Origin of the sequence: Helicobacter burdigaliensis, from assembly GCF_003670295.1 — a bacterium.
GTDB classification, from domain to species: domain Bacteria; phylum Campylobacterota; class Campylobacteria; order Campylobacterales; family Helicobacteraceae; genus Helicobacter_D; species Helicobacter_D burdigaliensis.
The window spans coordinates 15,912-42,281 of record NZ_QXJG01000006.1 but is presented as its reverse complement, the minus strand read 5'-3'; the positions used below and the strand labels follow the sequence as shown (position 1 = coordinate 42,281).

General features: G+C 32.8%; 29 protein-coding genes. 5 read left to right on the top strand and 24 right to left on the bottom strand.

The features are described from left to right. Positions 1-58: 58 nt before the first annotated feature. Genes EBF09_RS03815 through truB form a run of 9 tightly spaced genes read right to left on the bottom strand, consistent with a single transcriptional unit; the run spans position 59 to position 6,820 of the window. Positions 59-805 (bottom strand): OmpA family protein, encoded by a 747-nt coding sequence (locus EBF09_RS03815; protein WP_121763813.1) that lies wholly within the window; start codon positions 803-805, stop codon positions 59-61. Continuing rightward, positions 805-3,477 (bottom strand): hypothetical protein, encoded by a 2,673-nt coding sequence (locus EBF09_RS03810; RefSeq protein WP_121763812.1) that lies wholly within the window; start codon positions 3,475-3,477, stop codon positions 805-807. Before EBF09_RS03810 ends, EBF09_RS03815 begins: the two co-directional genes overlap by 1 nt. Next, complete coding sequence (locus EBF09_RS03805) at positions 3,477-3,656, bottom strand: hypothetical protein (RefSeq protein WP_121763811.1); 180 nt, start codon at positions 3,654-3,656, stop codon at positions 3,477-3,479. The genes EBF09_RS03810 and EBF09_RS03805 overlap by 1 nt, the downstream gene beginning before the upstream one ends. Next, positions 3,656-4,057 (bottom strand): biopolymer transporter ExbD, encoded by a 402-nt coding sequence (locus EBF09_RS03800; protein ID WP_121763810.1) that lies wholly within the window; start codon positions 4,055-4,057, stop codon positions 3,656-3,658. The genes EBF09_RS03805 and EBF09_RS03800 overlap by 1 nt, the downstream gene beginning before the upstream one ends. Then, a complete protein-coding gene (gene exbB, locus EBF09_RS03795) occupies positions 4,054-4,533 on the bottom strand; it encodes a TonB-system energizer ExbB (RefSeq protein ID WP_121763809.1) in 480 nt (159 codons plus the stop codon). Before exbB ends, EBF09_RS03800 begins: the two co-directional genes overlap by 4 nt. Before the next feature lie 10 nt (positions 4,534-4,543). After that, complete coding sequence (gene smpB / locus EBF09_RS03790; RefSeq protein ID WP_198672529.1) at positions 4,544-5,002, bottom strand: SsrA-binding protein SmpB; 459 nt, start codon at positions 5,000-5,002, stop codon at positions 4,544-4,546. Then, complete coding sequence (locus EBF09_RS03785; RefSeq protein WP_121763808.1) at positions 4,999-5,760, bottom strand: 4-(cytidine 5'-diphospho)-2-C-methyl-D-erythritol kinase; 762 nt, start codon at positions 5,758-5,760, stop codon at positions 4,999-5,001. The genes smpB and EBF09_RS03785 overlap by 4 nt, the downstream gene beginning before the upstream one ends. Then, a complete protein-coding gene (gene csrA / locus EBF09_RS03780) occupies positions 5,757-5,990 on the bottom strand; it encodes a carbon storage regulator CsrA (protein WP_121763807.1) in 234 nt (77 codons plus the stop codon). Before csrA ends, EBF09_RS03785 begins: the two co-directional genes overlap by 4 nt. Continuing rightward, on the bottom strand, positions 5,984-6,820 hold the full coding sequence (gene truB / locus EBF09_RS03775; protein ID WP_121763806.1) for a tRNA pseudouridine(55) synthase TruB: 837 nt from the start codon (positions 6,818-6,820) through the stop codon (positions 5,984-5,986). Before truB ends, csrA begins: the two co-directional genes overlap by 7 nt. Before the next feature lie 50 nt (positions 6,821-6,870). On the opposite strand from truB, the gene EBF09_RS03770 reads away from it, so the two are divergent. From EBF09_RS03770 to EBF09_RS03760, 3 genes are all read left to right on the top strand, one after another. Then, on the top strand, positions 6,871-7,302 hold the full coding sequence (locus tag EBF09_RS03770; RefSeq protein ID WP_121763805.1) for a hypothetical protein: 432 nt from the start codon (positions 6,871-6,873) through the stop codon (positions 7,300-7,302). A gap of 185 nt (positions 7,303-7,487) precedes the next feature. After that, positions 7,488-8,705, top strand: coding sequence for a M48 family metallopeptidase (locus tag EBF09_RS03765; protein ID WP_121763804.1), 1,218 nt, complete (start codon positions 7,488-7,490; stop codon positions 8,703-8,705). After that, on the top strand, positions 8,705-9,529 hold the full coding sequence (locus EBF09_RS03760) for a HemK/PrmC family methyltransferase (protein WP_121763803.1): 825 nt from the start codon (positions 8,705-8,707) through the stop codon (positions 9,527-9,529). The genes EBF09_RS03765 and EBF09_RS03760 overlap by 1 nt, the downstream gene beginning before the upstream one ends. A gap of 13 nt (positions 9,530-9,542) precedes the next feature. Here EBF09_RS03760 and EBF09_RS03755 read toward each other — a convergent pair whose 3' ends face one another. Genes EBF09_RS03755 through EBF09_RS03735 form a run of 5 tightly spaced genes read right to left on the bottom strand, consistent with a single transcriptional unit; the run spans position 9,543 to position 14,251 of the window. After that, complete coding sequence (locus EBF09_RS03755) at positions 9,543-10,313, bottom strand: SPOR domain-containing protein (protein WP_121763802.1); 771 nt, start codon at positions 10,311-10,313, stop codon at positions 9,543-9,545. Positions 10,314-10,328: 15 nt separating this feature from the next. Next, positions 10,329-10,874 (bottom strand): DUF1882 domain-containing protein, encoded by a 546-nt coding sequence (locus EBF09_RS03750; protein ID WP_121763801.1) that lies wholly within the window; start codon positions 10,872-10,874, stop codon positions 10,329-10,331. 21 nt (positions 10,875-10,895) lie between these two features. Further along, a complete protein-coding gene (locus EBF09_RS03745; protein WP_121763800.1) occupies positions 10,896-12,146 on the bottom strand; it encodes a serine hydroxymethyltransferase in 1,251 nt (416 codons plus the stop codon). Continuing rightward, positions 12,143-13,657 carry a lysine--tRNA ligase gene (lysS, locus tag EBF09_RS03740; protein ID WP_121763799.1) on the bottom strand — a complete coding sequence of 505 codons (1,515 nt, stop codon included), beginning with the start codon at positions 13,655-13,657 and terminating at the stop codon, positions 12,143-12,145. The genes EBF09_RS03745 and lysS overlap by 4 nt, the downstream gene beginning before the upstream one ends. 3 nt (positions 13,658-13,660) lie before the next feature. Beyond that, positions 13,661-14,251, bottom strand: a complete 591-nt coding sequence (locus EBF09_RS03735) for a CvpA family protein (protein ID WP_121763798.1) — start codon at positions 14,249-14,251, stop codon at positions 13,661-13,663. Positions 14,252-14,363: 112 nt separating this feature from the next. Here EBF09_RS03735 and EBF09_RS03730 point away from each other — a divergent pair, with 112 nt between their 5' ends. Beyond that, positions 14,364-14,867 carry a YajQ family cyclic di-GMP-binding protein gene (locus tag EBF09_RS03730; RefSeq protein ID WP_121763797.1) on the top strand — a complete coding sequence of 168 codons (504 nt, stop codon included), beginning with the start codon at positions 14,364-14,366 and terminating at the stop codon, positions 14,865-14,867. Continuing rightward, entirely contained in the window at positions 14,868-16,124 is a 1,257-nt protein-coding gene (locus tag EBF09_RS03725; protein WP_121763796.1) for an apolipoprotein N-acyltransferase, read from the top strand. On the opposite strand, the gene EBF09_RS03720 is transcribed toward EBF09_RS03725, so the two are convergent. Genes EBF09_RS03720 through purE form a run of 10 tightly spaced genes read right to left on the bottom strand, consistent with a single transcriptional unit; the run spans position 16,114 to position 26,369 of the window. After that, positions 16,114-16,659, bottom strand: a complete 546-nt coding sequence (locus EBF09_RS03720; protein WP_121763795.1) for a thermonuclease family protein — start codon at positions 16,657-16,659, stop codon at positions 16,114-16,116. The two genes, EBF09_RS03725 and EBF09_RS03720, sit on opposite strands and share 11 nt — an antisense overlap. Before the next feature lies 1 nt (position 16,660). After that, complete coding sequence (locus tag EBF09_RS03715; RefSeq protein WP_121763794.1) at positions 16,661-18,226, bottom strand: dipeptide ABC transporter ATP-binding protein; 1,566 nt, start codon at positions 18,224-18,226, stop codon at positions 16,661-16,663. Continuing rightward, complete coding sequence (locus EBF09_RS03710) at positions 18,223-19,230, bottom strand: ABC transporter permease (RefSeq protein ID WP_121763793.1); 1,008 nt, start codon at positions 19,228-19,230, stop codon at positions 18,223-18,225. Before EBF09_RS03710 ends, EBF09_RS03715 begins: the two co-directional genes overlap by 4 nt. Further along, positions 19,227-20,273: a microcin C ABC transporter permease YejB gene (locus EBF09_RS03705; protein ID WP_121763792.1), complete on the bottom strand. Its 1,047-nt coding sequence runs from the start codon at positions 20,271-20,273 to the stop codon at positions 19,227-19,229. The genes EBF09_RS03710 and EBF09_RS03705 overlap by 4 nt, the downstream gene beginning before the upstream one ends. Continuing rightward, complete coding sequence (locus EBF09_RS03700; RefSeq protein WP_121763791.1) at positions 20,273-22,093, bottom strand: extracellular solute-binding protein; 1,821 nt, start codon at positions 22,091-22,093, stop codon at positions 20,273-20,275. The genes EBF09_RS03705 and EBF09_RS03700 overlap by 1 nt, the downstream gene beginning before the upstream one ends. Before the next feature lie 15 nt (positions 22,094-22,108). After that, positions 22,109-23,047 (bottom strand): KpsF/GutQ family sugar-phosphate isomerase, encoded by a 939-nt coding sequence (locus EBF09_RS03695; protein WP_121763790.1) that lies wholly within the window; start codon positions 23,045-23,047, stop codon positions 22,109-22,111. Between the two features lie 12 nt (positions 23,048-23,059). After that, the gene (locus EBF09_RS03690) at positions 23,060-24,364 is read right to left on the bottom strand and encodes a Na+/H+ antiporter family protein (protein ID WP_121763789.1); all 1,305 of its coding nucleotides are present in this window, start codon (positions 24,362-24,364) and stop codon (positions 23,060-23,062) included. Continuing rightward, positions 24,365-25,387, bottom strand: a complete 1,023-nt coding sequence (locus tag EBF09_RS03685) for a damage-control phosphatase ARMT1 family protein (protein WP_121763788.1) — start codon at positions 25,385-25,387, stop codon at positions 24,365-24,367. It abuts the gene before it with no gap. Continuing rightward, positions 25,383-25,868: a DUF3972 domain-containing protein gene (locus EBF09_RS03680; protein ID WP_121763787.1), complete on the bottom strand. Its 486-nt coding sequence runs from the start codon at positions 25,866-25,868 to the stop codon at positions 25,383-25,385. The genes EBF09_RS03685 and EBF09_RS03680 overlap by 5 nt, the downstream gene beginning before the upstream one ends. A 3-nt stretch (positions 25,869-25,871) precedes the next feature. Continuing rightward, positions 25,872-26,369 carry a 5-(carboxyamino)imidazole ribonucleotide mutase gene (gene purE / locus EBF09_RS03675; protein ID WP_111229869.1) on the bottom strand — a complete coding sequence of 166 codons (498 nt, stop codon included), beginning with the start codon at positions 26,367-26,369 and terminating at the stop codon, positions 25,872-25,874. Position 26,370 lies beyond the last annotated feature (1 nt).

Here is a 26,370-nt window from a genome sequence, read left to right as displayed (position 1 = left end):
GTTTTGAAATTTTACCTTGATTTTTTTAAATACTTATAAAACAAAAGCTTTCTTTAACCTATTTTGGCTCATTTTCTTCATTTTTTTGTAATTCTTCTTGTAATTTTAAGATTTTAAGAATTTTTTGATTGCTTTTAGTGAGTGCTTTAAATTCTACCCTACGAGAAAGTTCTGGAGTTTCTAAAGGTTTTGCAAAAGAAAGTCCATTTGCCCTTAAAACACTCACAAGCCATTCTTTTTGTGCATTGATTTTAGGATTCTCAAAACAATATTTTAAAACCTCCAAAGCTCTCTCTTGTGAAAGCCCCACATTACCTAAATACCTTGCCTCTAAACTTTTAGCATTTTGCCATTCTGTGGAAGTATGCCCCTCAATTCTAATTTCTTCAATATCCTCTTTATATTTACTTTGAGAAAGTATTTTGATATAACGCGGAAAAAAGTCATCTAAAATCTCTTTAAATCTTGATTTTACAACTTTTTGTCCTTGATCAAATAAAATATCAGGCTCTCTAAAACGCACTGTATTGTCTAAATCAATCTCTGCATTCCATTGTTCTAAATTTCTAGAAAACTCTTTTAATAAATCTTTATTCAGCTCTGTTTGCAAATCTTTATGCGTTTTAGCCACATCACTCATTTGTTTATTAAGCGTTAGGAGTTCTTTATTTTGCTCTGCTAGTTCTTTTTGGGTGGAGCTAATCACCACCATATAAGAGACTGCAATAAGCAGGAAAATCATCATTACTCCTGCCATCATATCAGAAATACTAATCCACTCACTTCCTTTAAAATCACTTGCCATTATCTAGCTCCCATTAGCTCACGGATACGGCGTAAAAACCATTCATAATCCTGCCTAAAACCTAAGGTTATATTAGACAATGCTCCATCTAGCTCTCCTAAAGAACTACAAAGCTTAGCGTTAAGCTCGGAAGTTTCTGCAAGCGAAGAAGAAACATTTGTTTTTGTAATTTGTAAAATTGCATCAATTTCTTTGCGATTGCTTTCTAAAGAAAGATAAGTTTTCGAAAGAGCATCGCCAAGATTTTTTTGCAAATTATTAAATTCATTTAAAAGCTCTGCACTTACATTTTTAGGTAGTTCCAAGCTTTTTTTACTAAGAAGTGAGAGCATTTCTAAATATTCACTTCCCATTTGTTTTAGCATCTGTTTCACTTCTGTTTGTAAAGTTAAATAGCTTTGTATCACTTCTTTAGAATGGGAATCTAATTGCGTTTTTGAAAGGCTTAAAAGATCTTTTGCTAAAACATTCGCACTCTCGCACACTTTTTTAGAATTTATTTCAAAGATATTTACAGCTTGCATAAGGCTATTTTGCAAACCAGCAGTCAAATCTTGATGTGTTTGTGCTGAAGTTTGCAATATTTTTGTAATTTGTGTTTGATGCATTGAGTTTGCATTTTTTAAATACGCATTTAATGATTCTAAAGTATTTTTATAGCTTTCTGCTAAACTCCCTCTAAGTTTGCCCTGATAATCCTCTAAAAAGCTTTGATTATGGGTTTGCATTTTCTCTAAATATCCACTAAAATTTTTAGAATCTTTTTCTAAAAGTCCATAAAGCTGGCTAGATTGCTCCTTATTTTGCTCTAAAAGATCTTTTACATTTTGAGAAATTTCTTGCGTAGTTTTACTAAAATTTTCTTGAATATTGTAAGAAGTTGCATTCAAAGCTTCTTCTATATTTTGAGAAGACTGACTTAGGCTATCTGCAGTATTTTGCACTAAATCATTTAGGCTTTTTAGAGTATTTGCTGTGCTTTTTTCTATCTCATTAGAAAGTGTAATCAAAGTATCTTTGCTACTTTGCAGATTTTCTTCTAGATTCTTAGTAGAATTACCCAAAAGCTTATCAAAGCCTAAAACTGCATTATTTATATGTTCTTCTAACGCACCCAAATGCTTCTCTAGGCTATCTTGCGCACTTTTAGACAACTCTTTAAAGGAGTTTGCACTCTGTTCTAGCGAAGTTTCCATATTTTGTGAATGCTTTAATAGCACATCATCGCTTCTTTTAGATTGCTCTTCTACAAGCAAAATAGACTGCTTTTGTGCTTCTTGTAAATTATCTATAAACTCACCATATTTACTTTTAATCTCTTGCATTTGCTCTTCAATATTTGTTTTAATATGCGTAATCATTTCCAAGTTTTTAAATCTTAGCTCTTCTTCATTATGATTAAAACTCTCAAGCAACTCTAAAGTTTTATTCTCTAATTCTTTTAAAGAACGCGTGAGATTATCTTGATTTTGTGTAATATAGTTTTCATTAAATTCTGTAAGGCTCACATATAGTTTGTTAAGCTGTTCGCTTAGCTTATTGTGATCTTGTTCTAGAGTTTGCATACTATTTTCTAAAACATTTTGTGAAGTTTGCAAATAAGTTTTTGTGCTTTGTTCTAAAAATTGCGTTGTATTTTCTAAATTATTTTTTACAAATTCTAAGCTTTCTTTTTTGCCACTTTCAAAAATTTGGCTAATTTGTTTATGGGATTGCTCTGAAACCTCATATCCCTTAACTTGCGCACTTTCTAAAGTTTCTACAAGCTCTTTTACCGAATTGAGTGCATTTTGTGCGTTTGTATGCATATTTTCAAATCCTGCCAAAAGAGAAGATAATTTCTCATTTTCTATGCGTGAAGCCTCAATGCTATTTGCTAAAGCCTTATAAACCTCAAGCGTTTCTTCATTGCGTTTAGCGATTGCTTCAATCCCCTCACTTGTTTGCTTAAAAAGTGCAAGAGTGTTTTTAAGATTCTCTTCTAATCCCGCAATTCCCTCTTTATAATTATTCTGCCAAGCAATCATTTGCGAAACTGCTAAATTTAGTTCTTTAAAATTATCTCCAAATTGATCGGTAATTTTTTTATTAAAATCCCTTATCACCCCCTCTAATGCCCCAATAAGCTCCTTACTTGCTCCTTGTGCTAGATGGTGCATTGCTTCTTTTAAAGTAGAATTTACTTTCAAAAAATGCTCTTCTAACCCTAAAAAGCGTTCTTCATTAGCCAAACTTTGCTTTTCTAAAAGATTTTGCGTTTTATGCAAACTTTCTTGCTGTTTTTGGCTGATTTGTGTTAGCTCTTTTAAACGCGATAGTTCATCTAATTTCCCCATTTGCAATGAAAAATAATCTAACATATTATCAAAATCACTTTTAACCGCCTTGCTTTTTTGGATAATTGAAAGCAAAATTGCAAGTCCCATTCCTAAAATTGAAGTATAAAAGGCGGTTTTTAAACCTTCCAAAAGTGTAGGCACAGAATTTTCAATATTTCTTGTATCAAAATCTTGCAATCCCATAAAAATACCCACAAAAGTCCCTAAAACACCCGCACTAATAATAATGGACTTAAAATCTCTATGCTTTTGCTTTCCATAGCTTAGAAAATCCCAAAACGCAAGGGCTAACATCACTAAAGTGAAGATGATATTTACGAGCATATTTTCCATTATTTCCTCTTCCTTTTTTTGTCTAAATTAAAACGCTCATCTACAAGCCAATCAGGTTTTTGAATATTTGTTTTTTTGCGGTTTGCCAAAAATAAAACCAACCTTATAACAAGCACAACAAGTGCAAAAGTAATTGCCGCTGAAATTATCGTCCCTAAGTCATATTCACTTCTAAACATTACTTTCCTTTTTGCTCTATTTGTTGCACCTGCACATCTACATTGCTATAACTAATCTCATTTAGCATTCCCACAAGTGCGATAAATTGCTCCAAATAGCTTTTAGAATCCCCCCTTAATAAAATAGGAGTTTCCTTTGGCATTTGTAAGAGTTTTGCTTTAATCTCTTCTAGGCTTAAAAGATTCTTATCTAAAAAATATTCGCCTTTTTGATTAATAGTGATTTCCACATCCTTTAGAGGTTTATCTATCTTACTAGAACCTTCTGCTTTAGGAAGGGTAATAGGAATTTTACCCTGTGCTATGAAAGTAGCACTTGTTAAAACAATCACAAGCAAAACAAGCATAATATCAATAAAAGGCACAATATTGATACTATCCATTCTCCTAAATCGCTTCATCTTCTGCCTTCTTCTAAATCTTTTAGGCTAAAATTTTTATCTTGCTTTTTTTCTTGCAAAATTTCCCATTTTGCAACTAAAACTTCACTTTTTCGCATTAAAAGATTATAAAAAATGATTGAAGGAATAGCGACAATTAGTCCCCCTGCTGTGGCTTGCAAGGCTAGGGCTAAACCACTCATAATACTTGCACTATCTACTAAGCCAGATTGCCCCATTTGCACAAAAGCAATAATAATCCCAAACACCGTTCCTAAAAGCCCAACATAAGGAGCATTAGAACCAATAGTAGCGATAATTGTTAAGTTTTTAGATAAATCAATTTCTAACTCTGTTTTGTTTTCATAAAGAACTAATTTAATATAGCGATAAAAAAGCAACCTTTCAATGCTAGCCCACAAAGCCACCACACTCATTAAAAGCAAAACTCCCATAACACCATATTCTACACTTTCTTTCAAGCTTAAATCTAGCAATTTTTCTCCTTTATTGATATTCTTTTAATGATTGTGCAATTTCTCTTTTTTGGATTTTTTCTTTTAGACTCTCACGCTTATCGTGTAAATTTTTTCCTTTTGCAAGTGCAATTTCTAGCTTTGCTTTGTTGCGTTTGTTAAAATAAAGCTTTAAAGCCACGATACTCATTCCAACCACCTGCGTTTTGCCAAAAAGCTTGTCAATTTCCTTTCTGTGTAAAAGTAGCTTTCGCACTCTTTTCTCATCAGGTTTATAATGTAAATTTGTCGTGCCAAGCACAGAAATATGCGCCCCAAACAAAAAGGCTTCGCCATTTACAACCTTAATAAAACTATCTTTTAGATTCACCTTACCTGCACGGATAGACTTCACTTCACTTCCTAAAAGCTCAATCCCTGCTTCTAGCTTATCAAAAATAAAAAAATCATAAGTTGCTTTTTTGTTTGTGGCAACTATCTTTATACTCATTTCACTCTCCAAAAACTACTTCCACTACCGCTTAAAAAATAACCCTCTTTTACAAATGTATCCAAACTAGGATATAGCTCTAAAAGTGGTAAAAGTAAATCATTTAAAGCCCTTGCATCTTTTTTCAAAACTTCTTCATTACTAGATTCTTTCCATTCTTTAGCCTCTTTAGCACATATAGGAGAATAAAAGTTTTTTGCATAAAGTTTATAAATTTCTTTAGTGTCTGCATGGATTTTAGGAGTGATAATCTCTACTTCAAATGCTTTCTCTTTTGTGCTTTCAACTACTTCTCCCCTACCTTCTACATTTGCTATTTCCTCTTCACTTAAAAAAAAGGGAACATCACTTCCTACCTTTGCACCCAGCTTATAGAGTTCTTCTTTTTTTAAATTTAATTCTAGCTTTTTATTCGCCCACAAAATAAAACTTGCCGCATTAGAGCTTCCACCCCCTAGCCCACTTCCTGTGGGAATGTTTTTTTCTACTTCTATTTTTATCGTGTTTAAAAACTCTTTTTGTTCTTTTGTGCAAACTTCCAAAAGGGCAAGATAGCTTTTATAAAGAGTGTTTTGCTCTAATTTACAATCAAAATTCCCACAAACTTCAAATTTTTCATTCCCCTCTTTAAACTCTAGCACATCATAAAGATTGCAAATCCACATAAAACGCGATACAAGAGTATGATAGCCCACACCATTTTCTTGCATTCTGCCTGTAATTTTTAAAAAAATATTAATTTTTGCATAGGATTTCATTTTGTTTTACTCTTTAAAATCGGCAACTCACTTGCTTGCAATTCTTTATGAGAAAGCGACTTTTTATTTTCCTCCAAAACTGCTAATTTTAACTCCTCGCGCAAAATCAAAAGATTAGGCGGTGCTTCAAAACCTATCTTCACACTACCTTTGTCAATAGAAACAATCTTAATCACAATCTCATCGCCAATACAAATACTTTCATTTTCTTTTCTTGATAAAATCAACATAAAGGTATCCTATTTAGTAAATATGTTATTGCGTGGTTTTTATATGAAATTATAGAAAAAAATTCATCAAATTTCACTATATATTCTCCCTCTTTAGAAATTTTTAATTCTTTTGGTTCTAGCTTTTTGCCATTTAACACCTTAAAATAAAGCCCTTCATTATCTAAATCCCTAGCTTCTATCTTACAAAATGGCAAAATACTAAGAGGGTTTAGAGGCTTTTCTTTTTCATATCTAAACTCCCCCTCACTCTCTCGCTCTAAATAGCTAAGTGCTCCAAAAGCGCCTAACTCCTTAGCTATCATCTCTCCTAAAGAGCGGATATAAGAGCCTGCACTCACCCACACTCTAAAACTAATAAAAGGATGATTATAGCCTAAAAATTCTATTTTAAAAATCTTCATCATCTCTTCTTTTAACCTTACTTCCTCCCCTGCTCTTGCAAGTTCATAAGCTTTCTTGCCTAAAATCTTCTTAGCACTAAATTTAGGAGGGGTAAATCTAATCTCACCGCTAAAGCTCTCTACAATCTCTTTAACCCTAACTTCATCCAGTCTAGGTGTATCATAAATACCCAAAATATTTTCAAGATCTAAAGAATCACTTTTCATTCCAAGCCACAAAGTCGCTCTATATACCTTAGGCTCTTTTGCAAGATAAGAAAAAAGCCTTGTATATTGTCCATAAGCCACTATCAAAGCCCCACAAGCAAAAGGATCTAAAATCCCACTAAATCCTCCTTTTACTACATTATCCCTCTTTTTAAGAGAAGTTAAAAATTTATTAGAAGATACAAACATAGGTTTATTAGCCACAAAAATACGATTCAATTTACACCTTTAGTGATATAATAATCACATTTCTTTTTTTAGGAGTTTTTATGAAAAGTATTTTAACATCTTTTCTTTTAAGTTTTTGTTTATTTTTTAGTAGCTGTGCCAATCCCCCTCTTGCAAATCCTAATCTAAATTATCCTAATATAACTTATTCAAAAGATAAGGATACAAGCATAATCCCTGTTGGTTTCTCGCAAACTTTCACCAATCGCTTTAAGATTCTTTATGAAAAGAATCCAAACCCAAATATTCAAAAAATAGAGTTTTATTTTAGCCATTATTATAACGAATCACAAGGCGATGACTCACCCACTGCTTCTTTTAGCTTCACACCTAGATATTTATTAAAAATAAATGTAATCATAAATGGCGATATAAAACTTTATAAAGATATTGAAATACCTGTCATTGCTTTTAATCCTCCTTATAGTCAAATCTTTGATAGCTTAATTTTACAAATTTTAAACCATCACTAAAAATATTTTTTAGATAGAATCCTTATAAAGAAGGATTCTAAAAAGTTTTATTTAGTTTTATTTATAAAATCTTTATTTTTATCCCCCTCCAAATACAAAATTAAACTTAAAAATAATTAATTTTCTAAATTTTTAAGAAAGAAAGTTTTATAATTATAGAATTTATTTTAAAAAGGATTCTTAAATTGTCTTTAGTAATTTTATATGGATTATTTTTAAGTTTGCCAAAACTTTTCTTAAGTCTTATACAGCTTAATTTTCTTTCTAAAGAAAAAACTAAACCTGCCTATATTTTGCCTTCTGATGATTTTATCAAAGCTGCAAATTATGCCATCATTAGAGAAAAAATATCTTTATTTGAAAATATTTTTGACTTTATCTTGCTTGGATTTTGGCTTTTATTTGGTTTAAACTATCTACAATCTTTATTAACACCTTTAAGTTCTAGCTCTCCACTTTTAGGAAGTGTTGTTTTTGTGCTAGTCTTTTTGCTCTTTCAATCTTTAATTTCCATACCTTTTTCTGCTTATAAAACCCTTATTATAGATAAAAGATTTGGCTTTTCCAAAGGAGGCTTAAAACTCTTTATTCTGGACACTTTAAAATCTTTAATACTCCTTATCATTATCGGTGGAATCTTGTTGTTTGCATTCGTTTTTATTATCACAAATATTGCAAATTGGTGGCTTTATGCACTCCTTTTAAGCATTGCTCTTATTTTAGCTACAAATCTACTCTATCCCACTCTCATCGCTCCTTTATTTAACAAATTTACTCCATTAGATAATGAAGATTTAAAGAATTCTATACAAAATCTTTTAGAAAGAGTGGGATTTCAATCTAGTGGTGTGTTTGTAATGGATGCTTCTAAGAGAGATGGTAGGCTAAATGCTTATTTTGCTGGTTTTGGCAAAACAAAACGCGTAGTTTTATTTGATACACTCATTAAAAAAATTTCAAAAGAATCTCTTTTGGCTGTTTTAGGGCATGAATTAGGGCATTTTAAACACAATGATATTTATAAGATGATAGGTTTTATGGTGATTATGCTAAGTATTTTATTTTTTATCATAGGTAATCTTCCTAATGAAATTTTCACTCTAGCAAACCTAGAACCCTCACCTCATATTTTTATCATTTTTCTACTACTTTTTAGCAATTTAATAGGTTTTTATTTTATGCCTATTTTTAGTTTTTTTAGTTGCAAAAATGAATTTAATGCTGATAAATTTGGAGCAGAACTCACAAGCAAAGAAGACTTGGCTAAAGCACTTTTAGTGCTAGTGAAAGAAAACAATTCCTTTCCACTCTCACATCCTCTTTATATGAGATTCTATTATAGCCACCCTCCACTAATGGCAAGGCTTATCGCTCTAAATTGTGAGAAAATGGCAATTTCTTAATGCTTATTCAAGAAGCTTTAAAGTTTGGAGCGAGTGAGCTCCATAAATTTCCTAGAAGTCTTTTAGAAGCTGAATTGCTCCTTGCTTATACGCTAGGTGTAGATAGAATTTACCTTCATACACATTTTTTGACAATCTTAGACTCTTTTAGCCAAAAAAGATATTTAAATTTTATCAAAAGACGCAAAAATTACGAACCTATTGAATATATTATAGAAAATGTTAGTTTTTATTCTAGTGAATTTTATATCTCACATGGTGCATTAATTCCGCGTCCTGAAAGTGAAATACTGGTTGATTTAGCACTAAAAACCATACAAAAAAACCACCTTAAAAATATAGCAGAAGTTGGAGTTGGAAGTGGGATTTTGAGCATAACACTAGCCAAAATGCTACCTCTTTGTAATTTTAGTGCAAGCGATATTTCCCCTGAAGCTTTATTTAATGCTTATGTCAATAAAGAAAAATTTCAGATTTCTAATCTTACTTTGCATAAAAGTGCTTATTTAGATTTTAATTGTGGCAAAATAAAATCTTTTGATTTATTAATCTCTAATCCACCTTATATCAAAGAAGGTTTTAGTCTGCCAAAACCCTTAGAATATGAACCAAAAATCGCACTTTTTGGAGGAGAAGAAGGAGATGAGATTCTCCATCATCTCATAGACTTAGCCTATCAATTACAAATCCCTTTTTTAATTTGTGAAATGGGCTATGATCAAAAAGAAAGTATTTATAACTATACACAAAAATTTAACTATAAAAATTTGGAATTTTATAAAGATTTGGCAAATTTAGATAGAGGATTTATTTTAGAGTTTTAGCCTTTAAAGAGATTTATTTAATCTCTTTAATAAAGGCATCTTTATTAATTTTTGCCTTAACTTCTTCTAGTTTTGCTTTGGCTTCTGCTCTTGTATTAAAAGGACCGATTAAAAGCCTATTGGTATCCCCTGCTTTTTGCATACGATAGCTAAGTTGCTCTTTTGAAATTGCATTCATTAGTTGCTTATTTGGAGAATATTTACTAAAAGAACCCACTTGGATATAAAAACCTTTAGTAGCCTCTGCTCCTTGCTCTTGTGGATTATTTGCTTGTATTTGCTTAAAAGTATCTTTAGGGCTTTTAGCTTCTTCTTTTGCTTGTTCCTTTATTGCTGGTGCTACTGGTTCTTGTGGTTTTACAGGCTCTTTTGGCTTTTGTGTAGTTGCTTGAGTATTGTTTGTAGCATTGCCTGCTTGTTGTGATTTAATTTGTTCAATAATTCGCTGAAACTGCTCATCTGAATTGCTTGTTTGTATATCTGTATTAGCTTGGATAGGCATTTGCTTATCATCTTGAGCTTGGATAGGTGGCAAGTTTTGTGGCATTTCTACCTTTTCAGTTTGCACGGGTGCTTGTGTAGCTACTTTATTAGTATCTTCTCCTTGCATAAGATAAATAATAAAAATAATCGCTGCAAATAAAATAACAATAATTGCTCCAAGTAACATAATTTTCTTACTAGAGCCACTCTTTATCTCTTCTCCATCTGCATCGCTGATTAGCAAATCATTTAACTCAATTCCTTCTTCTTTTTCATCTTTGTGAATTTTGATTTCTGACATCTTTTCTCCTTTATTTTACATATGTCTTGACCATGAAGCACCGCGTTCTTTATTATACACATTATAAGGCACTACCAAAATATTATAATTTTTAGGAATATCAAGTGAAGGGAACATTTTCCACTCTGTTGGCATCTTTTGTGCTAATTTTGCACCCAAGACTTTTGCTAACTGACATGCCTCTTGAAAAGTTGTATGTCCCTTATGCACATAAAGATGTAAATGTCCGGGCGTTTTTGTTTCATAAGCTGTAAAATTAATAAACCCTTCCTCTCTTAAAAGCAGTTGTGCTCTATGCCAAAAACGCTCTGCGTTAAATCCATTATAGTCAAATACAATATTTTCTACTTTGTCTTGAGCGTTAAACAAAGAGTGAGCAATGGTGATTTCTTTTTTAAAATGACTTTGCAACAAATTCCTAGTTAGCGGCTCATCCACTCTTTGAAATTTATCATAAAAAATTCTGCCATTATGATGGATCTTTTGCCCAATTCCACTTTGCTTTATCCAATAATGCGAAGTAATCATCTTAATAAGTTTTAAATCTAATTCTGTAACCATCTACTCTAACTTCCCTTTTTATTAAAATATTGCCTTATTATACACAGGAAATTGTAACGCAAGTTCCTTTAATTCACTTTTTATTTTCTCTTGTTTTTGTGTATTTTGTATATCATCTAACACATCTGCAATTTTTGTTGCAACAATTTCAAATTCTTTTTCTTTAAAACCTCTTGCAGTGAGTGCTGGAGAGCCAATTCTCACACCACTTGTTACAAAAGGACTTCGATTCTCTCCTGGAACTGTGTTTTTATTCACAGTAATTCCTGCATTTCCTAGTGCTAAATCTGCATCTTTACCACTAAAATCTCTATCAAGCAAAGACAGCAATACTAAGTGATTATCTGTTCCATCACTTACTATTTTATATCCTCTTTGCATAAGTATGCTTGCTAAAATTCTAGCATTAATTTTTACTTGTTTAGCATACTCTTTCCAAGAAGGCTTTAGATTTTCACCAAAGCCAACTGCTTTTCCTGCAATCACATGCATTAAAGGACCTCCTTGCATTCCAGGAAATACTGCCTTATCAATTTTTTTAGCATATTCTTCATTGTTTGTTAGGATTAGTCCTCCTCTAGGCCCTCTTAAAGTCTTATGTGTGGTTGTAGTTACCACATCTGCATAAGGGAATGGGTTTGGATATTCACCTGCTACCACAAGCCCTGCAACATGAGCAATATCCGCCATTAAAATTGCCCCTACACTTTTTGCAATCTCACTAAATCTTTTAAAATCAAGCTCTCTTGAATAAGCACTAAACCCACATACGATTAAGTTTGGCTTCACACTTTTTGCAATCTCTTCTACTTTATCATAGTTAATACGCCCATCAAGCTCCACACCATAAAAGAAACTTTGATACATTTGCCCGCTTGTGCTTACTTTTGCCCCATGAGTTAAATGCCCACCATGGCTTAAATCCATGCCTAGAATCTTATCATAAGGCTTTAAAAGTGCTGCATATACTGCTGCATTTGCTTGAGAACCCGCATGGGGTTGCACATTTGCAAATTCACATCCAAAAAGCTTTTTAGCACGATTAATTGCTAACTCTTCAATCTTATCTACAAACTCACAGCCACCATAATAGCGTTTATACGGATAGCCCTCTGCATATTTATTTGTCAGCACACTACCCATAGCTTCCATAACGCTTGGAAAAGTAAAATTCTCACTTGCGATCATCTCTAAATGCGTATTTTGACGCTCTAGCTCACATTGAATATAATCAAAAATTTCCTTATCGGTTTGCTCTAGTAAATAACTCATTCTTGCTCCTTTAATGTAGTTTCCTTTTTTTGTGGCTTTAAAGCTGGAAATAAAATCACATCTTTAATGCTAACATTGCCTGTTAAAAGCATTACAAGACGATCTATCCCTATGCCCTCTCCAGCAGTAGGTGGCATACCATAAGAAAGTGCCATCACATAATCTTCATCCATATATTGCGCTTCTTCATCTCCTGCTTCTTTTGCTGCTACTTGTGCTTTAAAACGCTCTAGCTGATCTAGGGGATCATTTAGCTCACTAAATCCATTTGCAATTTCACTTCCACCGATAAATAACTCAAATCTATCAGCAATTTCTGGATTTTCATCATTTGCCCTTGCAAGCGGACTAATCGCAATAGGAAAATCTGTAATGAAAGTTGGATTAATAAGCTTATCTTCTACAAATGCATCAAATGCTTCACTTTGTAATTTTCCTAATTCCATTTTAGATTCTAACTTCACTCCATGACTTAAAAGATATTCATAGAGCTTGTCCGCATCTATTGCGACATCTTTAGGCACTCCGCCAATCTCTACTAAAGAATCCACATAAGAAATTTGCTTAAAACTACTTAAATCAATTTCTTTTTCATTAAAAATGATTTTAGAAGGTAGATTTAACTTTTCTAAAAGATAGGCAAAAAGCTCTTCTGTGAGTTTCATTAAATCCTTATAGTTTTTATGCGCCAAATAAAATTCAATCATGGTAAATTCAGGATTATGAGAATGATCCATTCCCTCATTTCTAAAGTTTCTATTAATCTCAAAAACCGCTTCAAATCCACCCACAATTAAGCGTTTTAGGTAAAGCTCGGGTGCTATCCTTAAATAACGCTCCACATTTAAAGCATTATGATAAGTTACAAAAGGTTTTGCATTCGCACCACCTGGAATTGGGTGCATCATAGGAGTTTCCACTTCTAAAAAATCTCTTTCTTCAAAGAATCTTCTAACACTAGAAACAATTTTAGAACGCATTGCAAAGCTATCACGCACTTCTTTATTCATAATTAAATCTAAATATCTTTGACGATAGCGCATTTCAATATCTACTAAACCATGATATTTTTCTGGCAATGGGCTAATTGCTTTAGTTAGCAAGTTAAATTCTAGTGCATGCATACTAAGCTCACCTGTTTTTGTTACAAAAGGGAAACCTTTGGCTACAACAATATCTCCCACTTCAATGTATTTTTTAAAGTGTGTAAAGCCCTCATTAAGCTCATTAGAAGAAAGATAGATTTGCAATATCCCACTATAATCTTCAATTTTAATAAAAGCAGCCTTACCCATAAGGCGAATAAACTTGATTCTACCTATCACTTGCGAGGTTTTTGAAGTATCCTTTCTATCCTCTTCACTTTTTTCTTTTAATCCTTGAAAGCTTTGTAAAAATTCCTTTGTGCTTTGCTCTTTTTGCACTGCATTTGCATAAGGATTTATGCCAAGCTCTCTTAAGCTTTGCGCTTTTTGGATTCTTTGCTTTACATAAACATCATCTAAAAACAATTCTTACTCCTCAAACATTGACTGCACAGTTTCTTGTGCTTCATCTTTAATTTCTTGTGTTTTTTCTTGCGTTGCTTCTATCTTTTCTTCTACTTTGCTTGTATCTAAGCTCTCTAGGTGGATAATCTTAGAGCCAACATCTAAAAGCGTTGGGTAAAGAATACTATTTTTTGTATATTTTTCACCAAAATGACTAACAAGCTCGATTTTGCTTAAAGCATAAACAATAATCGCAAAAATTGCAAAAATCTTCAACACCGCAAACACAAACCCTAATGCTTTATCCACAATCACCAAAGAACTAAAAGAAATTAACTTATGTAAAATCTCTGCAACCACTAAAGAAAGCCCCCATACACAAACAAGTAGCACTAAAAAACCTACCAAAGAAGCAGCAGATGGATTTGCAAATTCATAAACATTCTGATTAATCCATAAACCTAGATCATCTGAAAACAAGGAAGCAATATACACTCCCCCAACAATCCCAACAATTCCAAAAAACTCACGGATTAAACCATTTACAATCCCCTTAAGTCCTAAAAGGATAATAATGATACCTACAACAATATCAAAATAACTCAATTCACTCATACAGCCTCACACTAAAATAAAAATAATATTTTTTGATATTCTACAATAAAGTAGCATAAAAAAGTTTTATGTTACAATAAAATTATAATTTATTTGAAAACAAGGAGCATAAATGGCAGCAAAAGAACATAGTTTTGACATCTCTTCAAAGCTCGATATTCAGGAGTTTAAAAACGCATTAGAACAAGCAAAAAAGGAAGTAAATAACCGCTTTGATTTTAAAGATGATAAAGCAAAAGAATTTAACTTTAATGAAAAAGATAAAACTCTTAGCATTCTTGCAACAAGCCAAAATAAAGCAAATACACTTAAAGATATTCTAGATTCAAAGCTTATAAAGCGTAATTTATCTCTAAAATCTTTAAAAGAAATTAAAAGCGAAAATGCCAGTGGGGGCAATACAAAAATCACCTACAAACTCAATGATGTGCTTGAAGATAAAAGTTTAAAAACTATCAACAATGAAATTAAAAATCAAAAATTCAAAGTCCAAACGCAAATCTTAGGCAATGAGATTCGAGTAAAATCCAAAGATATTGACGAGCTCCAAAAAGTCATCGCACATCTTAGAAAGCTAGATTTAGACAATCCGCTAAGTTTTGGCAATTTTGCATAAATGAAAACTTTTAGAAATTTAAGCATTCAAGCTTTGCTCCCCCCTCTTCTTTGTGCCATTTTTTTTAGTGCTTTTATTTATTGGGAGCATTTTTTAAAAGGCTATAATTCCCCTATTTTTTCTACCCTATTTACCCTTGTTGCGATTGCTTTTTATTTTAATCTCAAAAGGTTTGGAGCATTTATTTGTGGTGCTTTGATAGGAGTTTTTTGGTTTTATTGGATAGGACTTAGCTTTAGATATTATGATCTTAGTTTTCTTATTCCTTTGATTATCCTATTTATTGCTTTAGTTTATGGGATTATTTTTTACCTTATGTGCCTGTTTAAAAATCCATTTTACCGCACTTTAACGCTCATTTTTGTAAGCTTTTTGCACCCTTTTTCATTTAACTGGTTTATCCCAGAGCTCATACTCACTACAAGCTATTTTGAGCCCTCTAAAAGCATACTTTTTTGCATTTGTTTAATCATTATTATCACACAAAAAATGTTTCAAGAAAGAAATTATAAATTAAGCGGAATCTTTTTGATAGCTTCTTTGATTCTTTTAGGAAATTCAAGCCTAAACCTTACAAAATCCCCCACATTTTCACATTTAAAAATTAAAACTCTTCAAACCTCTATCCCTCAAGATAAAAAATGGGATAAGGACAATCTAGCCTCACACATAGAGACAAACTTTAACCACATAAAACTTGCCATAAATGAAGGCTATGATGTGGTAATCTTGCCAGAAACTACTTTTCCTTTAACCCTTAATCTTTATCCTAATTTGCTTAAAGATTTGAAAGTTCTTAGTCAAAATATTATTATTTTAACGGGTGCATTAAAAAGCAAAGAGGAGCAAACCTTTAATAGTGCCTATCTCTTCAATAAAGGACAAATGCAAGTTTTTGATAAAACTATCTTAGTCCCCTTTGGAGAGAAAATACCCCTCCCTTCTCCTCTTGCCAAATGGATTAATCAAACTTTTTTTAAGGGGGGAGAAGATTTTAGCACATCTAAAAACACTACTTTTAATAGCACAAAAATTGACAATATACCCTTTAATATTGCAATTTGTTATGAAGCCACACGCGAAGAATACTATAAAAACTCCCCACCTTTTTTAATCGCCATTAGCAACAATGCATGGTTTTATCCTAGCATAGAACCCACACTTCAAAAGCTTTTAATGCAGTATTTTGCTAAAAACTATGGCACAACCATTTACCATTCTAGCAATTTTTCTCCTAATTTTACTCTTACTCCTTAGGAATTTGCTCCTTAGCGATTGCTCCTAGTGTAACTTTTAGGCAATTCATCTCTTTTTCCCATTCTTTCCATAAACCCCTTTTCTCCTCTCTTGCTATGGCTTCTAACTCTTCTAAATCCGCCATTACACCTTGCGTATCTGCTGTGGTATCAAAATGTTGCACCACCGCATAGCCATCACGCACAATCTCATAATTAAAAAGATTCCCTCCATTTTGTAAAAAACACCATCCCTTTACATAACCTACCCTATATTGCTGTTCTAAAAAAATCTTATTTTGCGTATAGGTGAGCGCAAAATGTCGCATTTCTTTAACGCTTTTTTTGGAAACCTCACACCCATCTCCTTTAAACTCTTTACTCACTTCAGCCACACCATAAAGCTGACAATAAAGCATTCCTGCATCTTTAGAATATACACTAAATAAAGTGGGTGCGTAGATATGTTTTAAAAGGACTTGAAAATTTAAAGGTGCCACATAAGAAAAAACTCCTATGCAAGATACAATCAAAAAGACTAAAAATATCTTTTTCATTTTAAAGCCCCCTATCAAACCTAAAAGCTTCCAGCAAATTTTGAATATAGGCATCCTTTTGCTTTGTAAATATTTCTTTGGTTTCCCCCTTTGCTACAACTTCCCCTCTTTTTAACACAATCACTTTTTCACACATTTGAGCGATAACATTCAAATCATGGCTAATACAAATATAGCTTAATTTATGTATTTTTGCTAATTTTAGCAATAATTTTAAAATTTGTGCTTGAGTAAATTTATCAAGCGCGCTTGTTGGCTCATCTAAGATTAAAATTTTTGGCTTTAAAACAAGCACTCTTGCAATACTTATCCTTTGCCTTTGTCCCCCACTTAATTCGCTAGGATAGCGGTATAAATACCCCTCATCTAATCCCACTTCTAAAAGTGCTTTTTTAGCAACTTTAAGATAATTTTCTTTAATATTATGTATTTTTAAACCCTCTATAATAATCTCATAAATTGTTTTTTTAGGGTTTAGCGAGGAATTTGGATCTTGTAAAATCATCTGAAGATTTAGACGCATTTTTTGCAATGTCTTGCCTTTAAGCTTTAAAAAATTTTCTCCTAAAATCTCTAACTCCCCTTTTGCTTCTATAAGCCTAACAAGTGCATTAGCCAAAGAACTTTTCCCACTTCCTGATTCTCCAATAATCCCTAAAGATTCTCCTTTTTTTAAAGTAAAGCTAAGAGGCTTTAAAGCTACAAATTCTTTTTGAATCCTGCCTAAAAAATTCCTTTTAAGCACATAGCTAACACAAAATTCCTTGGCTTTTAATATCTCTTCTTGATAATCACTCTTTTCTTTAAATTCAATATTTAAAGTTGCCAAAAGCTCTTGTGAAAAGGGGTGTTTAGGATTTTTAAAAACTTCTTTGCAATCTCCTTTTTCTATGATTTCTCCATCTTTTAAAACTAGAATATTTTGAGAAATTTGAGAGATAACACCAAGATTATGGCTGATAAAAATAATGCTTAGATTAAGTTTTTGTTGCATTTGTTTTAAAAGCTTAATAATCTCTTCTTGTGTGGTTGCATCTAGAGCCGTGGTTGGCTCATCTGCGATTAAAATTTCAGGATTTTTAGCTAAGGCTATGGCAATACATACCCTTTGCCTTTGCCCTCCACTTAATTCATAAGGATATTTATCTAGCTCCTTTTCTTCTAGCTTTACCAATTTTATTAGCTCCAAAGTGCGTTCATTGAATGCATTAAGAAAAAGTTTTTTATCTATATTAATGCTCTCTTGTATTTGTTTTCTAATCTTTTGAAGTGGATTTAACGCACTTAAAGGCTCTTGAAAGATATAGGCTATTTTTCTTCCGCGTAAAAACTGCATTTTCTTTTCATTATCAATCTCCAGCTTTTCTCCTTTTAAAAATATCTCTCCTTTTTTTTCTTTATAATCTTTTATAAAACCCAAAAGCGCATAAGAAAGAAGCGATTTTCCACTTCCTGATTGCCCTACTATCCCTAAAATTTCTCCTTTTTTTAAAGCAAAATTAATATTTTTCAAAGCAAAATCGCCTAAATTCAAAGAAAAATTACAAAAGCTTAGAATCTCACTCATTTTCCCCCCTTAAAAGCATCTCTTAACCCCTCTCCAATAAACACCAAAAGGCTTAAAAGAATACTTAATGCAAAAAATCCGCTTAGTGTAAGCCAAGGCGCATTAAGATTGTTTCTGCCTTGTGAGAGCAACTCCCCTAAACTCGCACTAGGGGGCGGTAATCCTAAGCCCAAAAAATCTAAAGATGCTAAAGTAGTGATACTCCCACATAAAATAAAAGGAAAAAATGTGAGGGTAGAAATCAGTGCATTAGGCAAAATATGCACAAAAATAATCCTAAAATTACTTGCACCCATAATTCTAGCAGCCTTCACATAATCTAAATTTCTAATCTTTAAAAACTCTGCCCGCACAAAAGGGACTAAAGCAATCCAAGAAAAAAGCAAAACTACAAATAAAATCGTCCAAAAAGTAGGCTCTAAAAGGCTAGAAAGTATAATCAAAACAAATAAAATAGGCATTCCACTCCAAATCTCTATCAATCTTTGCAAGCCTAAATCCACCCTACCTCCATAATATCCGCAAATCGCACCTATAATAAAACCCAAAATTGAGCTAATTACCCCCAAAATCAATGCAAAAACAATAGAGGTTTGCAAGCCATAAATCAATCTTGCCAAAACATCTCTTCCTAAATCATCTGTGCCTAGAAAATTATCCAAACTTGGAGGACTAGGCGGAGGGGAAGAAAGAGAATAATTTACACTCTCATAACTATAAGGAATAAGTGGCATAAGCATAAAGCCATTTTCTTTAATTTTCTCTACAATATAGGAATCTTTGTAGTTTGTCTCGCTTAAAAAATCTCCTCCAAAAGTTACTTCTGGATAAACTTTAAAAATAGGAAAATAACTCTCACCCTTATAAAACACATACAAAGGCTTATTGTTTGCAATAAAGGGTGCAAAAATACAAACCAATAGAAGAAAAATAAAAATTATTAATGAAATATAAGCCCTTTTATTTGCCTTAAAAACTTTAAATTTTCTACTTGCTATTTTCATTGCTCCACCCCACTAAACCTGATTCTAGGATCTACTAAATGATAGACTAAATCACTAATCACATTTACAACAAGCCCCAAAAGTGTAAAAATATACAAGCTTCCAAAAATCACTGGATAATCTCTGCTAATAATCGCCTCATATCCTAAAAGCCCAAGTCCATCTAAAGAAAAGATGATTTCTACTAAAAGCGATCCTGTGAGCAAAACCCCCAAAAGTGCTGAGGGGATAGAAGCTAAAATTAAAAGCATTGCATTTCTAAAAATATGGCGATACAAAACTTGTCTTTGACTTAAGCCTTTAGAGAGTGCTAGTTTTACATATTGTTTAGAACCCTCTTCTAAAAAAGAATTTTTAACAAGCAAGGTTAAAGTTGCAAATCCTCCAATGCTAAGAGAAATAACTGGCAATGTAATATGCCATAAATAATCCTTAATCTTCTCCAAAAGCCCTAAGCTTTCAAAATTATCACTCACAATACCTCGCAAAGGAAAAAAATTAAAATAACTCCCCCCTGCAAACAAAATAATAAGCACCAAAGCAAATAAAAATGTAGGAATTGCATTGCCAATTACTATCATCGTGCTTGTTGCTACATCAAAAGGACTTCCATTATTGATTGCTTTTTTAATCCCTAAAGGAATAGAAATAAAATAAATTAAAAGTGTGCTCCAAAGCCCCAAAGTTATGGATACGGGCAATTTTTCTACTATTAGGCTAATTACGGATTGATTTTTATAAAAACTCTCCCCAAAATCAAAAAGTAAATAATTTTTAAGCATTAAAACATATCGCTCTAAAAGTGGCTTATCAAAGCCATACATTTGCTTAATTTTCTCTATTAACTCCTCATTAATACCCTCATTTTTAAACCTAAAACCTCCTTGTGCCACTTCACTAGATAAATTGCTATGCTCTATTTTTGCCATCATTTGCTCTATAGGACCACCGGGTGCTAACTGAATAATGAAAAAATTAAGCGTCATAATCCCAAGCAATGTGGGGATAATGAGGATTAGGCGTTTTAATAAATAGCTTCCCATTAATTTTTTCTAAGAGAGGGATATTTTTTAATAAGTTCTTGATACTTACTTTCATTAAACCACCAAGTATCAAATCCAATATCATAAATAGGCATAATAGCAGGATGCTCTAAAAAGTCCCAATATGCCATTCTAAAAGCTTTGTTGTGAAAATGTGGAATCACATAATACCCCCATAAAAGAACCCTATCAAGTGCCCTTGTATAAGTAACAAGCTCTTGATAACTTTTTGCTTTGATAATCTTTTCTATAAGAGAATCAACTACTTCATTTTTAATCCCTGCGTAATTTCTACTTCCTTTTTCATCTGCACTCTTTGAACCCCAAAAGAAACTTTGCTCATTTCCGGGTGAAAGACTTTGTGGAAATACCGCGACTATCATATCGTATTCAAAATTATTTAAACGCGTTAAATACTGGCTTAAATCCACCACTCTTATTTTCATCTCCACTCCAAGCCTTTGCAAGTTTTTAGCATAAGGCACAGCCACCCTCTCCATTGCAGGACTCACTAAAAGCAATTCAAATACAAAAGGTTTGTTATCCTTATAAAGTTTGCCATTTTTAAAAACAAAACCACTTTGCTTTAAAAGCTCTTGAGCTTTTTTAAGATTTTCTCTATTATTTCCATCTCCTTTGGCGCTAGGCAAAGTAAAAGATTCACCAAAAAGCTCTTGTGGTAATTTATCTTTATAATCTTGCAAAACTTTTAATTCCTCTCCTAAGGGTATCCCAACACTTGCAAACTCGGAATTATCAAAATAGCTTTTAGTCCTTGTGTATTGATTAAAAAAAAGATTCTTATTGCTCCATTCAAAATCAAATGCTAAGCTCAAAGCTTCTCTTACTCTAATATCTGCAAAAATAGGTTTTCTTAAATTAAACACAAAACCCTGCATACCACTAGGCAACATATGCACGCTTTCTTGCTTTTTAATCGCACCACTTTTTAGTGCATTCCCCTCATAACCCTTTGCCCAATTTTTTGCACTCATTTCTAAGCGATAATCATATCTTCCTGCTTTAAAAGCCTCTAATGCCACCGCATCATCTTTATAATAATCAATACTAATCCTATCAAAATTAAAATATCCGATTCTTGTTGGATGATCTTTAGCCCAATAATTTTCTACTCTTTTGTAAGTAAGTGTGCGTCCTGCTTCATAGCTTTCTAGGGTGTAAGGACCACTACCAAGTGGCATAAGCAAAGAGTTTTTATTTAAATCTTTGTTTTCATAATAATGTTTTGGCAATATAGGCAAATCCCCTAAAATTAAAGCTAATTCCCTATTTTGGCTATTAGAAAAATTAAATCTAATAGTATATTTATCCACCACAATCACTTCTTTAATATCTTTATAATATCTACTTGTGATAGGATTATCTCCTCTAGCAATGAGATTAAAGCTAAATTCCACATCAAAAGCACTCACTTCTTTACCATCATTAAAGCGTGCCTTTGGATCAAGATGAAAAATCACAAAGCTATTATCACTCGCTCTTTGAATCTGTTTGGCTATCAGTCCATATTGACTACTAGGCTCATCTAAAGATCGCACCATTAAAGTATCATAAAGGAGTTCTAAACCCTCTGCTGGAGTACCTTTAAGCAAAAAATTATAAAAACTATCATAAGTTCCAATGGCTGCTTTTTTGATATGTCCGCCCTTTTTAGCATTCACATTTACATAATCAAATGCCTTTAAATCCTTATATTTTACTTCTCCATTGATTGCAAATGCACTTGCACTATAAGTATCCCCAAACACAACACTACAAAGCAAACAAAAAATACCAAAAACTCTTAAAATTACACGCATAAAAGCCCCTATCTTTTAGATCTTGCCAATCTCATAAATCTGCAAGATACCTGCTATTTTTTCCCCTTGCATAACCACCAATTCTTTGATTTTATTTTCCATCATATATTGCTCTGCATCTGTTGCCATCACATCTTTTTGTATAGTCTTTGGATTTTTACTCATCATATCTTTAGCGCTTATTTTATAATCCTCCCCCATAAGTGCACGTCTTAAATCCCCATCTGTAATAATCCCTAAAAGTTTTTCATTTTCCACCACCAAACACACTCCAAGCTTTTTGCTTGTCATCTCGCTAATTACTTGTTTAAAAGGAGTATCTAAACTAACCAAAGGTAGATTTTCACTCACCATAATATCTTCTACCTTTGTAAGAAGTTTGCGTCCTAAACTGCCTCCAGGGTGAAAAAGTGCAAAATCTTCTGGTTTAAATCTCCTTGCTTTCATTAAAGCCACTGCAATAGCATCTCCCATAGCTAAAGTAGCTGTTGTAGAAGAAGTGGGTGCAAGTTGCAAAGGACAAGCTTCTTGTTTGACTGCAACATTTAAAAAATAATCCCCTTTTTTTGCCAAAGTGGAATTTGGATTTCCACTCATAGAAATTAAAGTAATTTTACGGCGTTTAATGGCAGGAATGAGGCGTAAAATCTCTTCACTTTCGCCTGAATTTGAAATTGCCAAAAGCGCATCTTCACTTCTTAGCATTCCTAAATCCCCATGTAGTGCTTCACCTGGATGCATAAAGAAACTAGGAGTCCCTGTGCTTGCAAGTGTAGCAGCGATTTTAGCACCAATATGTCCTGACTTTCCCATACCTGTAATTACAAAACGCCCCTTTAAATTTAATACACAATCAATCACTTTATTAAAATTCTCATCTAATAAATCTGTTAATTCCAAAACCGCTTTTGATTCAATATCAAAAACCTCTTTGGCTATTTTTGCATAATCCATTTAAACTCTCCTTTATAAAACAAGTGCTCCTATCACACCAAAAACCATAAGGGGTATATTATACATCAAAAATGTCGGCACACAAGTATCCCAAATATGATTATGTTGTGAATCTGTATTTAAGCCTGAAGTAGGTCCTAGTGTGCTATCTGATGCGGGACTTCCTGCATCCCCTAATGCTCCTGCAATCCCAACAAGTAAAATAATAGCCTCTTTGCTAAATCCAAGCTCTAAAGCTAGTGGGCAATAAATCACTGCAATAACTGGAATTGTCCCAAATGAACTTCCAATCCCCATAGTGATAAGCAATCCCACAACAAGCATAATAATTGCCCCTCCAATCTTACCACCTGATAAAGAAGCCACCGCACTCACAAGCTCTTTTACTGCACCTGTTTGATCCAAAATCCCTGCATAACCTTTTGCTGCAAGCATAATAAAGGCAATGAAAGCCATAAGCTTTAATCCGCCCTCCATCACTTCATCTACATCACTCCATTTAATCCCACCCAGTGCTATCATAACCACTAAACCCGCTAAACCACTAAGGGGAATATTTTGGGTAGGTATTTGCACGCTAAAGCACACAACCGCACCTAGCAAAATCGCATAATCTCTCATTTGCATTTTAGGCTTTTCAAAAATAGGAGCTACATTTTCTTCATAAAAAGTATTTTGATATTCGCGTGGCTTTCTATAAAAAACAAAAATCGCTAAAAGCAAACCCAAAAGCATACTAGCCCCACCTATCCACATCACACTTGATACATCTTCTAAAGTTACAGGAATCTTATTTTTATTCAACTCTTCTACAATGATATTATGAAAAATAAGTCCAAATCCCACACTAAAGGTAACATAAGGAGCCTTTACACCAAAAGTAAGCGCACAAGCAACTGCTCTTCTATCAATTTTTAACTTATTCATTAAAGGCAAAAGAGGCGGAATTAAAATAGGAATAAATGCAATATGCACTGGAATAAGATTTTGTGAAAAACAAGCAAAAAATGCAATTGTTAAACAGAGCATAAATCTTTTATCTTTAATAAACTCTGCTACATAATAAACAAAAAAACTCGTTAAATTACTCCTTGAAATTGCCGCTGCTATCGCACCTAAAAGAATATAACTAATTGCAATGCTTAAATTCCCTGCCATTCCTTGGATAAGTATCTCAATACTCTGTGTAAAACCAAAACCATGCATAACCCCTGCAACCATAGCAGAAATTAAAATCGCTAGCAAAATATTTAATCGGGCTAGACATAGCACCACCATAACAATAATAGATACCAAAACCGGATTAGTTAATAACATTTAACTCCTTTTATAATTTATCAAAGCAAATTCACCTAAATTCTTATTAATATGTCTTGCTACAACATTGCATTTTACCTTAAAAAGAAAGAAAATCTTAGAATCTTTTTGCCCAAAAGCTTCTAAAGATTCAAAATTCCCCATTCCTTTTGACAAAATCAAATCACATTCCCTAAAAAGCTTTTTAGATTCTTCATTTGCCAAAGAATAAATAAATCCTGGACTTTCTACTCCGCTATTAAGAACATTTACTAGATGAAATAAGTTAGAATTACTTACTTTTAAATCCTCTAAAGTAACATCATTAATAATCTCACTCCCCCTCACTAGATAAAAAATCTCTAAATGAGGATTTATTTTTTTAAAAATTTGGATTAAAATCTCATCAAACTCATTTTCTCCTGCATTATCTGCTAAATACATAAGAGTTTTAGAAACTTTTAAGCGTTCTAGTAATTCTTGACTTTTTTTAAACTTTAGCTCTAAAATGCCTTTTGCTTCACTTTCTAAATCAAAATGCGTTTGCGCTCCATGATCTATCACATTTCCAAGCACTGCTAGAGATAATCCAAACCCAAGCAAATCTAACTCTTCTTCTAAAGTTAAAAATTCTTTTTCAAAGCTTTTTGGCATTTTTAAAAGCATTTGATTTTTAATCTCTCTTGCTTTTTGTATGCTTTGAAGCTTGATTTGTTTATAAGGGCTACTATCCCCCATAATCTTAGCTATATTTTGATACACTAAAGGTGCTAAAAGAGTAGGAGGAATCTCAAAATCTCCCTTTATTTTTTTAGCCTTATAAAATTCTTCCAAAAGCTTCTGCAAACTTTGCTTATCTTCTTGCGTAAGGATTAGATTTTCTTGAAATTCTTTAGATAATTTCTCTTCCCTTTTTATTTCTTGTAAAAAACCAAAAATTTCTTCTTCTATTTTAGATATAGAAATTTCTATATTTTTAGTAATTTTAAAGGTAGATAAAGCTTGCTTTTTAAGACATTCTAAGCATTCGTATGTAAGATTAATCTTGTAATCCTTGCTTAGAATTCACATCTACAACCTTACCCCACATTAGACGATATTTTCTTTTTAAAAAGTCAATCTCTTCTTGTGCAGTACGCAGTTGTTCGCGTAAAATTGCTATGGTTTTTTTATCATCTTCATAAACTTCTTGTGTATTAAAGAGCGCATCTTTTAAAAATTGATTTTCATTTTTAACACTTAAAATCGTTTCCTCTTTGGAAGAAACTACTTTTTCATGCAAACTTAAAATTGTCCCGATTGTTTTTTCCACAAACTCACTATCTACACCTCCACTTGTGTTTTGCACCATCACTGCATTTGTGCCACTCTGAACCAAAGCTTGTGTACCACTTCCCGCATCGATAAAAAACACACCTTCTTCTTGTTTGCTTTTTAGCTCTCCACTTGCAACCATTGCCAAAACCTTTTCTTTATCCAAATTAGCAAGTTTTGCAAATTCTTCTAAACTTACCCAAGTTTCCATACCCTAACCCAAAATCACTTCAATATCACTTGAATCAAGTTCTACATTTTTAGCTTTCATTACGCGATCTTCTTTAAGTTTTCCACCAAGCTCTGCATCGCTTAATGCCAAAATTTGCATAGCCAAATACGCACTATTAATCGCTCCTGTCTTTCCTAAAGCCACAGTAGCCACTGGCATACCTGAAGGCATTTGCACAGTTGAAAGTAACGCATCTATTCCATCTAATGCACCCCCTTTTAGAGGCACACCAATTACCGGCTTTGTCGTCATAGAAGCTACTGCACCTGCTAAATGCGCTGCCATTCCTGCAGCTGCGATAAATACTTTTGCACCTTTTTCTTCAGCATTTTTCACATAATCCTTAGTTCTTTGCGGACTTCTATGTGCTGAACTAATAATCACTTCATAAGGCACATCAAACTTTTTTAAAACATTAATGCATTCACTCATCACCTCATAATCACTCTTACTTCCCATTAAAATTGCTACAAAATCCAAG